General features: G+C 72.3%; 9 protein-coding genes and 1 pseudogene. 4 read left to right on the top strand and 6 right to left on the bottom strand.

Features of this window, described 5'->3' with window-relative positions; genetic code table 11:
- Positions 1-13 precede the first annotated feature (13 nt).
- Both AB0F61_RS20165 and AB0F61_RS20160 read right to left on the bottom strand, forming a co-directional pair.
- Positions 14-1312 carry a DUF58 domain-containing protein gene (locus AB0F61_RS20165; RefSeq protein ID WP_357811785.1) on the bottom strand — a complete coding sequence of 433 codons (1299 nt, stop codon included), beginning with the start codon at positions 1310-1312 and terminating at the stop codon, positions 14-16.
- 1 nt (position 1313) lies between these two features.
- A complete protein-coding gene (locus AB0F61_RS20160; RefSeq protein ID WP_357251025.1) occupies positions 1314-2366 on the bottom strand; it encodes a MoxR family ATPase in 1053 nt (350 codons plus the stop codon).
- A 403-nt stretch (positions 2367-2769) separates the two neighbouring features.
- On the opposite strand from AB0F61_RS20160, the gene leuS reads away from it, so the two are divergent.
- A complete protein-coding gene (gene leuS / locus AB0F61_RS20155; protein ID WP_357811783.1) occupies positions 2770-5610 on the top strand; it encodes a leucine--tRNA ligase in 2841 nt (946 codons plus the stop codon).
- A 250-nt stretch (positions 5611-5860) separates the two neighbouring features.
- Here leuS and AB0F61_RS20150 read toward each other — a convergent pair whose 3' ends face one another.
- Genes AB0F61_RS20150 through AB0F61_RS20135 form a run of 4 tightly spaced genes read right to left on the bottom strand, consistent with a single transcriptional unit; the run spans position 5861 to position 9285 of the window.
- Complete coding sequence (locus AB0F61_RS20150; protein ID WP_357811780.1) at positions 5861-6652, bottom strand: aminoglycoside phosphotransferase family protein; 792 nt, start codon at positions 6650-6652, stop codon at positions 5861-5863.
- A complete protein-coding gene (locus AB0F61_RS20145) occupies positions 6649-7332 on the bottom strand; it encodes a VTT domain-containing protein (protein WP_357811778.1) in 684 nt (227 codons plus the stop codon). Before AB0F61_RS20145 ends, AB0F61_RS20150 begins: the two co-directional genes overlap by 4 nt.
- Positions 7329-8048 carry a glutamine amidotransferase gene (locus AB0F61_RS20140; RefSeq protein ID WP_357811776.1) on the bottom strand — a complete coding sequence of 240 codons (720 nt, stop codon included), beginning with the start codon at positions 8046-8048 and terminating at the stop codon, positions 7329-7331. Before AB0F61_RS20140 ends, AB0F61_RS20145 begins: the two co-directional genes overlap by 4 nt.
- On the bottom strand, positions 8038-9285 hold the full coding sequence (locus AB0F61_RS20135) for a MurT ligase domain-containing protein (protein ID WP_357811945.1): 1248 nt from the start codon (positions 9283-9285) through the stop codon (positions 8038-8040). Before AB0F61_RS20135 ends, AB0F61_RS20140 begins: the two co-directional genes overlap by 11 nt.
- Positions 9286-9640: 355 nt before the next feature.
- Between AB0F61_RS20135 and mraZ the strand changes: the two genes are divergently transcribed.
- The 3 genes and pseudogenes from mraZ to AB0F61_RS20120 all read left to right on the top strand — a co-directional run bounded on the left by mraZ (position 9641) and on the right by AB0F61_RS20120 (position 11982).
- Entirely contained in the window at positions 9641-10072 is a 432-nt protein-coding gene (mraZ, locus tag AB0F61_RS20130) for a division/cell wall cluster transcriptional repressor MraZ (RefSeq protein WP_357408453.1), read from the top strand.
- A 205-nt stretch (positions 10073-10277) separates the two neighbouring features.
- Positions 10278-11387, top strand: a pseudogene (gene rsmH / locus AB0F61_RS20125) (16S rRNA (cytosine(1402)-N(4))-methyltransferase RsmH).
- On the top strand, positions 11377-11982 hold the full coding sequence (locus AB0F61_RS20120) for a hypothetical protein (RefSeq protein ID WP_357811774.1): 606 nt from the start codon (positions 11377-11379) through the stop codon (positions 11980-11982). Before rsmH ends, AB0F61_RS20120 begins: the two are co-directional and overlap by 11 nt.
- The last annotated feature ends 132 nt before the right edge of the window (positions 11983-12114 follow it).

Here is a 12114-nt window from a genome sequence, read left to right as displayed (position 1 = left end):
GGGACCTCTCCGTTCATCGCACGCCGCCGGCGACCGTCTCCGCCAGTGCGGCGCGCAGGGCGAAGCCCTGGGAGCCCCGGCCGGCCTGCGGCCACAGCGCCGGCAGTCGGGCACCGTGGTCGACGCCGACGACGCGCCAGCCACTCTGCAACATGGCGAGGACGGCGGCGCCGTGCGCGTGTTCCGCCTCGGCCCGGGCCTTCTCCGGCAGGCTGAGCCAGGTGGAGCTGTTCAGCAGGAAACCGATGCAGGTCGCGCCGTTGCCCCGCAGCCCGGCCAGCAGCTCCGCCTCGGCCACGCTCACCGTGCCGAACAGCCCGATGATCAACCCACCGTCGGCGCGTTGGCGGACCCGCTGCACGAGACCCGTCACGTCGGCGCGCTGATCCAGGCGCACCTCCGCGAGGTGGTCGAGCAGCGCACCGTCACCGCCGGCCTCCGACGCGTCCACGTCGACGCCCGAGCCGGTGACCAGGCGCAGCTTGTAGCCGGCCTGTCGAAGGTGGACGGCGACGCTCGCGGCGGCGGACACGGCCCACTCGAAACTGGCAGTCGGCCCCTCGCCGCGGTGGCCGTACGCCCGGGTGTCCAGAACGACGGTGGCCCGGCTCTCCCACGGCTGCTCCTCGCGGCGCACCATCAGCTCACCGGTACGCGCTGTGGACTTCCAGTGCACCCGGCGCAGGTCGTCGCCGCGCCGGTACTCCCGGGTCGCCGCATCGTCCTCGCCGTGCACCGCCACCGACCGGGCGCGGCTGTCGCCGCTGCCCGCGTACTCGCCGGGAAGCCGGACCGACGGCAGGGGGGTGACCTGCGGGATGACCGTGAGGTGGTCGGTGCTGGGGAAGGACCGGGTGAGTTCGCAGAGACCGAACGGGTCGGTGATCCGGACCACCAGCGGGCCCACGTCGTACCGGCCCCGCACATCGGCCCGCACCGTGTACGCCACGGAACTGGCCTGGTGCGCGCCGAGCCGCTCCAGCACCACCCGGGGCCGGCTGCCCAGCGCGTAGGGCAGCCGGTCCTCCAGCAGGAGGGTGCCGGTCGGAAGCCGGGAGAGGTTCTGCAAGCGCAGCACCACGCGGGAATTGGCGCCGACCGGAACCCGGTGCGGGTCCAGTGACCGGTTGCAGGCCAGCTTGTAACGGCTGCGCCCGACGTAGGCCGCGGCCAGCAACGGCAGGATGGCCAGCAGCACAGCCACCCGGAGCAGGTCCTTCTCGCCGAGGATGCCGGACGAGAGCGCCGCCGCGACCGCGGCGGCGAGGAAGGAGCGCCCGCGGGTGGTCAGCCCGCGCAGCCCGGCACGCACGTCATGGCCTCCGCGGCTCGTAGGGCGCGCGGCCGTTGCCGGAAGCGGGCCGGGTGTCGTACGGGTTGCGCTGCCGGTCGTGCGGCAGCGGCAGGCGGTGCACCAGCTCGGAGACGATCGCGTCGGTGGTGCGTCGGGCGAGCTGCGCGTCGGCGGTCGGGATGATCCGGTGCGCGAGCACCGGCACCGCCAGGGCCTGGAGGTCGTCGGGGAGGACGTAGTCGCGGCCCTCCAGGGCGGCGACCGCCCGGGCGGTGCGCAGTAGCTGAAGGGTGGCTCGGGGGGAGGCGCCGAGCCGCAGGTCGGGGGCCTCGCGGGTGGCGGTGACCAGGTCGATCGCGTACTGCTTGACCGCGTCCGCGACGTGCACCTGCCGGACGGTGGCGATGAGCTGCCGGACGATGGCCGCGTCGGAGACCGCGCGCAGCTCGTTCAGCGGGTCGGTGGCACCGTGGCCGTCGAGCATGGCCAGCTCGGCGTTGGAGTCCGGGTAACCCATCGCGATGCGGGCGGTGAACCGGTCGCGCTGCGCCTCGGGCAGCGGGTAGGTCCCCTCCATCTCGATCGGGTTCTGGGTGGCGATGACCATGAACGGGGTCTGGAGCTGGTACGTCACCCCGTCGACGGTGACCTGCCGCTCCTCCATGCACTCCAGCAGCGCCGACTGGGTCTTCGGCGAGGCCCGGTTGATCTCGTCGCCGACCACCAGGTTGGCGAAGACGGCACCCGGGCGGAACTCGAAGTCGTGCGTCTCCTGGTTGTAGACGCTGACCCCGGTGACGTCGCTGGGCAGCAGGTCGGGGGTGAACTGGATCCGTCGTACCGTGCAGTCGATGGACCGCGCGAGGGCCTTGGCCAGCTTGGTCTTGCCGACACCGGGGACGTCTTCGATCAGGAGGTGACCCTCGGCGAGCAACACGGCCAGGGCGAGCCGCACGGTGGCGGTCTTACCCTCGATGACCTGCTCGATGTTGGCCACGATGGCCTCGCTGGCGGCGCGGAACTCGTCGTGCGGCAGTAGACCGCCAACCTCGTCCCAGGTCTGTTGTGTCACGGGCCTCCTCCTCGTCGCTGTCACGGCAGCTCTCTAGAGAGCACCTGGACCCGCCGTTGGGTTCGCGACGTCGAGCCTCGTTTGCCGCAGGATTCTCACTAGCCTCTCAGGCTAACCATGTTTGTCGTTATCGCCGACCCCCGCAGGTAGTCCGTCGGTTACGCCCCGATATTCGCCGCCTCGGGGGATCGTGCCCCGGCGCACCCCTGCGGCCCGCGGGCCGAACCGACGGCGAGGTACACTGCCGAACATGGCCGGAGTCTTCCTGCTTCTTACCGGGCCGTGCTGATGCGCTGAACGCGCGACAGCACGGCGGCCCCTCCTGTGCGAGGGGCATTTTTGTGCCCGCTGCCGGCCCGGCCCGGCGACGCCGAGACGAAGCGAAGCGAAGCGAGGAGAGACGATGAGTGAGGCAGCCGCACCGGCGGGCGACATCCCCCCGTTCCGGTACACCGCGGCCCTGGCCGACGAGATCGAGATCCGTTGGCAGGACACCTGGGCGCGCGAGGGCACCTTCCACGCACCGAACCCGACCGGCCCGCTGGCCGACCCGACCCACCCCCGCGCCGGCGCGGACAAGCTGTACGTGCTGGACATGTTCCCGTACCCGTCCGGAGCCGGCCTGCACGTCGGGCACCCGCTGGGCTACATCGGCACCGACTGCTACGCCCGCTACCAGCGGATGGCCGGTCGCAACGTGCTGCACGCGATGGGCTTCGACGCCTTCGGTCTGCCCGCCGAGCAGTACGCGGTGCAGACCGGCACCCACCCCCGGACCACCACCGTGGCGAACATCGAGCGGTACAAGGCGCAGTTGCGTCGGCTGGGGCTGGCGCACGACGAGCGCCGCTCGGTGGCCACCATCGACACCGACTTCTACCGCTGGACCCAGTGGATCTTCCTGCAGATCTTCAACTCCTGGTACGACCGCGACGCCGGCCGGGCCCGCCCGATCGCCGAGCTGATCGCCGAGTTCGAGGGCGGTAACCGCCCCACCCCGGACGGTCGGGCCTGGGCCGAGCTGAGCGTCGCCGAGCGCCGCCAGGTCGTCGACGACCACCGCCTGGCGTACGTCTCCGAGGCCCCGGTCAACTGGTGCCCGGGGCTGGGCACCGTGCTGGCCAACGAGGAGGTCACCGCCGACGGTCGCTCCGACCGGGGTAACTTCCCGGTCTTCAAGCGCAACCTGAAGCAGTGGAAGATGCGGATCACCGCGTACGGTGACCGGCTGCTGGACGACCTGGACAGCCTGGACTGGCCCGAGCCGATCAAGCTGATGCAGCGCAACTGGATCGGTCGCTCGCAGGGCGCGCACATCGACTTCCCGACCGAGCGGGAGCCGATCCGGGTGTTCACCACCCGCCCGGACACCGTCTTCGGCGCCACCTACATGGTGCTGGCGCCCGAGCACGAGCTGGTCGACGCGCTGGTGCCGGCCGCCTGGCCGGACGGGACGAGGGACGCCTGGAGCGGCGGGCACGCCAGCCCCCGGGCGGCCGTCGAGGCGTACCGCAAGGCGGCGGCGGCCAAGACCGACGTCGAGCGGCAGGCCGACACCAAGGAGAAGACGGGCGTCTTCGTCGGGGCGTACGCCACCAACCCGGTCACCGGTGGGCAGATCCCGATCTTCATCGCCGACTACGTGCTGGCCGGCTACGGCACCGGCGCGATCATGGCGGTGCCGGCTCAGGACGAGCGGGACTGGGCGTTCGCGGAGGTCTTCGAGCTGCCCATCGTGCGTACCGTGCAGCCGGCGGAGGGCTTCGACGGCACGGCGTACACCGGGGACGGCCCGGCGATCAACAGCGCCGCGCCCGAGCGCGGCCTGGACCTGAACGGCCTGGGGGTCGCCGACGCCAAGGCGGCGATCATCGCCTGGCTGGAGGCGAACGGGCACGGCACCGGCGCGGTGACCTACCGGCTGCGCGACTGGCTGTTCTCCCGGCAGCGTTACTGGGGTGAGCCGTTCCCGATCGTCTACGACGAGACCGGCGCGGCCATCGCCCTGCCCGAGGAGATGCTGCCCGTCGAGCTGCCCGAGGTGGACGACTTCTCCCCGAAGACGTTCGACCCGAACGACGCGGACTCCAACCCGGAGACCCCGCTGTCGCGGCGACGGGACTGGGTCGAGGTCGAGCTGGACCTGGGTGACGGGCCGAAGCGCTACACCCGCGAGACGAACGTGATGCCGCAGTGGGCCGGCTCCTGCTGGTACGAGCTGCGCTACCTGGACCCGACGAACAGCGGGCGGTTCGTCGACGCCGAGAACGAGCGCTACTGGATGGGTCCGCGCGGCGAGGGCGACTGCGGCGGCACCGACCTGTACGTCGGCGGGGCCGAGCACGCCGTGCTGCACCTGCTGTACGCGCGGTTCTGGCACAAGGTGCTGTTCGACCTGGGCCACGTGTCGTCGTTCGAGCCGTTCCGCAAGCTGTTCAACCAGGGCATGATCCAGGCGTACGCGTACACCGACTCGCGCGGCAGCTACGTGCAGGCCGAGGAGGTCATGGAGCGCGACGGCGCGTACTACCTGGGCGACCTGGCGGTCAACCGCGAGTACGGCAAGATGGGCAAGTCGCTGAAGAACGTGGTGACACCCGACGACATGTGCGCCGCCTACGGCGCGGACACCTTCCGGGTGTACGAGATGTCGATGGGCCCGCTGGAGGTGTCCCGCCCCTGGGAGACCCGGGCGGTGGTGGGCTCGTACCGGTTCCTGCAGCGGGTCTGGCGGGCCGTCGTCGACGAGCAGACCGGCGCGCTGCGGATCACCGAGGACCCGGCCGACGAGGCGACCCGCCGGCTGCTGCACAAGGTGATCGACGGGGTCCGTGGCGACATGGACGGCATCCGGTTCAACACCGCGATCGCCAAGCTGATCGAGCTGACCAACGGGCTGACCCAACTGTCGGCCACGCCCCGCGAGGTGGCCGAGCCGCTGGTGCTGATGGTGGCGCCGTTCGCCCCGCACCTGGCCGAGGAGCTGTGGCGCAAGCTGGGCCACGACACCTCGTTGACGTACGCGGACTTCCCGACCGCCGACCCGGCGCTGCTGGTGGCCGACACGGTGACCTATCCGGTGCAGGTCAACGGCAAGGTCCGGGGCCGCATCGAGGTGCCCGCCGACGCCGCCGAGGAGACCGTCCGCGCGGCGGCCCTGGACGCGGTGACCGCGACGCTGGCCGGCAGGGAACCTCGCAAGGTCATCGTGGTGAAGGGTCGGATGGTCTCGGTCGTCGTCTGACACCGCCGGCCCCCGCCTGAGCGCGACGTCGGTCGCAGCGGACGCCGCAACGAGCGTGATGACTCTGAGGCATCGTGATGCCTCACAGTCATCACGCTCATCCGGCACCTCGCGCCCCGACCGAACACGCCCAGGCCAGGCAGCAGCCGTCCGCGCGCCCTGCCCAGTCCGGGGTGGAGCGGCCCTCAGCACGTGGGCAGGCACCCGGTCCGGCGGCCGGTGACGCGTCCCGCCCCGAGCCTGCCGCCGGTCAGGCCTCGAGCGCGGCCGCCACGACCCCGCGCTGATTGCGCAGCCACTCCTGCCAGCGGCGTATCCCGTCCACCACGCCCTGGTCGCGCAGCCGACGCATGCCCGGCTCGTCGCGGTCGGCGCCGGCGTCGATGCCCCGCCAGGTGCTCTCGATCTGGTCGAGCATCACGCCCACCAGCTCGGCCCGCGCCAGCGTGGCCGGTGCGGTCGCGGTCGACGCCGCGTCGTAGGCGTCGCAGAGGAGCCGGCAGCGCCTACCCAGCTCGGCCGGGTCGGCGCCCTCGCCCAACGCGGCCCAGTGCCAGCCGGCGAACGCGACGTCCTCGATCCGGCGGCCCGGGCCGGCCAGGTCCCAGTCGAGGAAGGCCACCGGCAGCGGCCCGGCGGGGGAGTCCCGGTACACCGTGTTCTTGGGCGACAGGTCGCGGTGGCACACCGTCTCGGCGTCGCCCGCCAGCGCGGTGCCCGCGCACGCGTCGTGCAGCCGCCGGATCAGCTCGGCCAGCCGCGCCAGCGCCGCGTCGGTGAAGAACGCCGGATCCTCCCGGACCCGCCACGGCACCCGCCCCGCGACAAAGCTGAGCACCTGCCGACCCTGGGCGTCGACGCCCAGGTGCCGGGGCGCGAGGTCCGCGCCCACCCCGGCCAGGTGGCGAAGCAGCGCGCCGACGAAGTCCAGGTTGGCGGGCGGGGTACGTCGTACCGTGTCGCCGATCCGGACCACGTCGGCGACGAACCCGCCGGACAGCGACTCCTCGGCCGGGCTGGCGGTCGGCTCGGACACCGTCATACCGGCATGGTGCGGCGACGTCGCTCGGCGCGCCACCATCGGTGGACCAGCACCAGACTGGCGATCAGGCCGAGGCTGGACGGGGCGGCGGCGTACCAGTTGATGTGGCCGGGTGAGCTGACCGACGCACCGATCGCCGCGTAGCCGAAGGCGGTCGGCGCGGACGCGATCACGCTTCCGGCCAGGAACGGCAGCACCCGGGCGCCGGTCGTGCCGTAGCCGTAGCTGACCAGCCCGAAGCCGGCGATCGGTAGCAGCCGGACGGTGATCACACCGACCACGCTCTGCCGGGCGAACCAGCCGTCGAGGCGGGCCAGGCGGCCACGCACCCGTTCGGCCACGAACTCCCGGCCGAGCAGCCGGCCGACAGTGAACCCGATCGCCGCGGCCACCAGCGCGGCGCCGAGGGCGTACGCGGCGCCCTCCAGCGGGCCGAAGATCGCGCCCGCGGCGAGCGTGATGAAGGTCCGGGGGACCAGGGCGACAAGCAGCAGCGCGCCGCCGAGGATGGCCGCCACCGGGGCGAGGTCGCCCAGCCGGTCGGCCAGCAGCGGAAGCTGCTCCGGATCGGGTCGGGGCACCAGGAACAGCAGCAGCCCGCAGCCGCCGATCAGCAGCACGAGCAGGGCGAACCGGGCGGCCGACGGCTGCCGGAGCAGCCGCCGGACGGCACGGATCATGCCCGGGCGGCGGCCACTGCGGAGCGGCGCTCGTTGCGGAGCCGGTCGGCCCAGGTGTCGTCCAACGGCGGGAGCTGGTGTGCCCCGGTGGCCCAGCGCAGCAGCAGGTCGGCCAGGGCGGGGTTGCGGGCCAGCGCCGGCCCGTGCGAGTAGGTGCCCAGCAGCTTCCCGCGCCACGCGCCCTCGGTGGCGCCGTTGTTGCCCACCCCGGCGGTGACCCGGGCCAGCGGGGAGACCTCCGGACCGAGGTGGGTGCGGCCGCCGTGGTTCTCGAAACCGGTGAGTGGGGGCAGGCCCAGCCGGGGGTCGATCTCACCGGCCAGTTCGCCCACGGCCCGGCTCTCGCCCCGGTCGGACTGCAGGTCGAGCAGCTCCAGCCCGCGGCACTGCACGCCCTTGGCGAAGAACGACGTGCCGAGCAATTGGTAGCCGGCGCAGACGCCGAACACCACCGAACCCTGCGCGACGGCGCGGTGCAGGCCGCCGTCGGCGAGCAGCCGCTGGGCGCCGAGCGCCTGTGGGCCGTCCTCGCCGCCGCCGACCAGGTAGATGTCGGCTGTCGCGGGCAGCCGCTCGTCGGAGCGGACCTCCAGCACCTCGACGGGCATGCCGCGTTGGCGGGCCCGGCGGGCGAGGATCAGGGCGTTGCCCCGGTCGCCGTAGGTGGAGAGCAGGTCGGGGTAGATCCAGACGATGCGCAGGCTCTCAGTTGACACGGTCCAACTCCGCTCGGATGTCCTGGAACGCGGTGTAGTTCGCGATGACCTCCAGCCGCCCGGGCGGGACCGACCGGAGCGCGTCGTCGAACGTGCGGACGTGCTGGAACGGCACGTCGTTGACGTCCAGTCGGACGGCCAGGTCGTATGCCCGGTCACCGGTGATCAACACCTGCCGGCCCCGGAGCGGGGCGAAGTCGACGTCGTAGAGCCAGGAGGTGTCGAGGCCGTCGGGGTCGCGCGCGTTGATGGAGAGCAGGGTCGGGGCCTCGTCGGCCATGTCGAACGCCTCCAGCCAACTGGCCGGGTTCTTGGCGAGCAGCAGCCGGATGTTGCGCCCGTCCTTGTCGACCTGCGCGTAGCGGCCGGCGACCGAGGTGACGATGCCGAGGCGGGACACCGCGTCGACCGGGCGGACGCCGAACTCGGCGGCCACCGCCAGCGCGGTCGCCGCGTTGCCGAGGTTGACCTTGCCGGGCAGTTGGAGGGAGACCTTGTGCCAGGCGCCGGTGGGGTCGAGCACGCCCTCGTCCTCGACGACCCAGTGCGGCTCCGGTCGGCGCAGCGGGCAGCCGGTGCACCACCACTGCTCGCCGGAGCGCTGGATGGTGGAACCGCACTCCGGGCAGACCCAGGAGTCGTCGTGCCAGCGCTGGCCGGCGCTGAACCAGGTCACGTGCGGCGGGTTGATGCCCCGGGCGGGGTCGCCCGGCGGGGTGGCGGCCCAGACCACAAGTGGGTCGTCGGCGTTGGCCACCACCCGGACGTTCGTGTGCCGGACCAGTGCCGCACGCCAGAGCTGCGCCATCATGGCGACCTCCTTGGCGCGGTCGAGCTGGTCGCGGGAGAGGTTGAGCAGCGCGACCACGTGCGGCTCGGTCGCCTCCAGCACCTGGGCGAGGTAGTGCTCGTCCACCTCCAGCACCGCGTACGGGGTGCTGCCGGCCTTGGCCAGTGCCGAGGTGTGCCCGCTTGGCATGTTGGCGCCGAACGAGTTGGTGGCGACCCGGCCGAGCACGCCGACCGCGGCGGAGGTCAACCGGGTGGTGGTGGTCTTGCCGTTGGTGCCGGAGACGAGCGCGATCGCACGCCCGGCCGACAGGTGGGCCAGCAGGTCCGGGTCGATCTTCAGGCCGATCCAGCCGCCGATCACCGAACCGTCGCCACGGCCGGCGGCCCGGGAGAGCGCCGCGGCGGTCCGTGACACGGAGCTGGCCACCTTGGCCCGTAGGGGCATTTTCGCGTCCGTCACGCGAGCGAGGTTACCGGACCGTCCGTCCCGCCAGATCGCCGCCGACGGTGAACCGTTCGGCCGTGGCGGCGGCGCGGGCGGCCGGGAGGGCCTCCACCGGACGGAGTCGATCTATGTCGGAAAGCGGACCACGCCGGCCGACCGCTGCGGCCCTCCACTCCGCTCCACCCCTTGTGACGTGCTGTTTTGCCGCCCGATCGGACACGCCACGCGGGCCAATCTGGTTGCAGGTGGAGGGAAGTGGAGTAGAGTGGGGGCCAATGGTGAGGCCGGGAGGGCTCACCGGCCCGGGGGGTCAGCGGCGCCGCGAACGCCGCTCAGGGGCGAGGGGGTTGGGCCGGTGTTTCTCGGCACCCACACTCCACGCCTGGACGAAAAGGGCCGGTTGATCCTTCCGGCCAAGTTTCGGGATGAGCTGGCGGGGGGTGTCGTGGTCACCAAAGGGCAGGAGCGCTGCCTCTACGTCTTCCCGACTCCTGAGTTCCAGCGGATCGCGGACCAGTTGCGGGCGCAGCCCATGACGCACAAGGCGGCCCGGGCCTACAGCCGGGTCTTCTTCGCCAGCGCGCACGACGAGGTTCCGGACAAGCAGGGTCGGGTAACCATTCCGGCCCACCTGCGGGCGTACGCCGCGCTGGACCGCGACCTCGTGGTGATCGGCGCGAGCACGCGGGTGGAGATCTGGGACAAGGCCGCCTGGGAGACGTACCTCGCCGACAGTGAGGACGACTTCGCCGACATCTCGGAGGGGGTGCTGCCCGGCGGTCTGTAGGGCGGAACGGCGCCCGACGTACTGCGAGATCTCCAGCCGCTTTCGAGTTCCTGGCACCCCTTCCCCGGTGCCAGGCGCACGATCCAGTCATCGGGCGACGGTCCGGTGCCCGGCGGGAGCGGATGGGGATCTGGCGGTACGACGGCAGCGCCGTCCGACGACAGGCGCACGAGGAGAACGGACGTTTCAACCAGTGGGGGTCAACATGGGGGAGTTGCGCGGCACGCACGTGCCGGTGCTGCTCGAGCGGTGTCTTGAGCTGCTGGCCCCCGCGCTGGGTCGAGGCGGCCGGACGGTCCACGTCGACGCGACGCTCGGCCTGGCCGGGCACGCGGAGGCGGTGCTCGAGGCGCACCCGGAGACGGTCCTGATCGGGCTCGACCGGGACACCGAGGCGCTCGCCCACGCGCGGGTCAGGCTGGCCCGGTTCGCCGATCGGGTGCATCTGGAGCACGCCGTCTACGACGAGCTGCCCGAGGTGTTGGACCGGCTGGGCTATCCGGGCATCGACGGCGTCCTGTTCGACCTGGGTGTGTCGTCGTTGCAGTTGGACGCGCCCGACCGCGGGTTCGCGTACGCCCAGGACGCGCCGCTGGACATGCGGATGGACCAGACCCGGGGGGTGACCGCCGAGGAGGTGGTCAACACCTACGCCCATCCGGACCTGGCCCGGGTGCTGCGGGTCTACGGCGAGGAGAAGTTCGCCGGCCGGATCGCCTCGGCGATCCTGCGGGAGCGGGAACGCGGCCGGATCACCTCGTCCGCGCGGTTGGCGGAGCTGGTCCGGGAGTCCATTCCGGCACCAGCCCGACGAACGGGCGGTCACCCGGCAAAGAGAACGTTTCAGGCTTTACGGATCGAGGTAAACAGAGAGCTGGCGGCGCTGGAGTCAGCGCTGCCATCCGCGCTCGACGCACTGACCGTGGGCGGTCGCATGGTGGTCCTGTCCTACCACTCCCTGGAGGACAGGCTCACCAAGGTGGCGCTCGCGGACCGGGTCCGCAGTAAGGGCCCGGTCGACCTCCCGGTCGAGCTTCCCGGGTCGGGTCCGACGTTCCGGCTGCTCAGCCGGGGCGCCGAACTCCCCGGGGAGGCGGAGGTCGCCGCGAACCCGCGGGCCGCCTCGGTGCGGCTGCGGGCCGCGGAGCGACTCGACCCGAACGCGACAGAGCAAGGGCGGACCGACCGCGAACGGTCTCGCCGACGGGTGAAGGGAATGCACCAACCGGGCACGGGGTCCGCCTGATCCGTGGGGGGTCAGGGGCACCGGGACGGCAGAGGGACGGACGTTGAGGGGGAGGGACATGAACATTGACAAGCGCGGCCGCCGGGACGTCACCGGCGGCGGGCAGCGCGCACCGCGGTCGGGGGGCCGGACCGCGGCGGAGCGGGCTCCGCGCCTCGGAAACGGTACGCCACGCATCGATCGAGTGAACCGGCAGGGGGAGGCTCGCGCCCGGGGGGCGCGCGAGTTCCCGACCCAGGGCGCTGCCGCGCTGCGGCCGGTCGAGAAGGCCGGCAGCGCCGCCAGCGGCCGACCGCCGCGACTGCGGGTGGCGCCGCCGCCGCCGATCTCGGTGCCGCGTGCGCCGTTCGCGGCGCTGATCGTGGTGCTCGTGGTCGGTGGGGTGCTGGGCATCCTGGCGGTCAACACCAAGATCAATGAGAACGCGTTCCGGTTGGAGCGGTTGCAGCAGCAGCAGGCTCGACTGGACCTGGAGAAGCAGCAACTGGACAAGCAGATCGCCGAGTACGAGGCGCCGGGCAACCTGACCGCCGAGGCGCGGCGGCTGGGTCTGGTGGACGCGGGCGAGCCGGGCTACATCCGGCTGCCGGACGGCAAGACCATCGGCGTACCGCAGCCGGCCACCGGTAAGCCGTCGGTGACCAGCCAGGGTGCGGGAGGCTGACCGGTGCCACGACAGTCCGACGAGCCGCGCCGGGACACAACCGGGTCGTGAAGACCTTCGGCGCGCCGCCGGTGATCGACAAGGTCCGCGACCACGTGGAGTTGAGCCGCGCGTTGGGCCTTGTCGACTACG

Origin of the sequence: Micromonospora sp. NPDC023888 (genome assembly GCF_040639415.1) — a bacterium.
GTDB lineage: Bacteria > Actinomycetota > Actinomycetes > Mycobacteriales > Micromonosporaceae > Micromonospora.
Note: the sequence above shows the minus strand (reverse complement) of the source record. Positions and strands in the feature narration are given on the sequence as shown.

Coding starts and splice junctions, on each gene's coding strand:
- leuS (WP_357811783.1), top strand. CDS start 2,770: ATGAGTGAGGCAGCCGCACCGGCGGGCGACATCCCCCCGTTCCGGTAC.
- AB0F61_RS20150 (WP_357811780.1), bottom strand. CDS start 6,652: ATGACGGTGTCCGAGCCGACCGCCAGCCCGGCCGAGGAGTCGCTGTCC.
- AB0F61_RS20145 (WP_357811778.1), bottom strand. CDS start 7,332: ATGATCCGTGCCGTCCGGCGGCTGCTCCGGCAGCCGTCGGCCGCCCGG.
- AB0F61_RS20135 (WP_357811945.1), bottom strand. CDS start 9,285: ATGCCCCTACGGGCCAAGGTGGCCAGCTCCGTGTCACGGACCGCCGCG.
- AB0F61_RS20120 (WP_357811774.1), top strand. CDS start 11,377: ATGAACATTGACAAGCGCGGCCGCCGGGACGTCACCGGCGGCGGGCAG.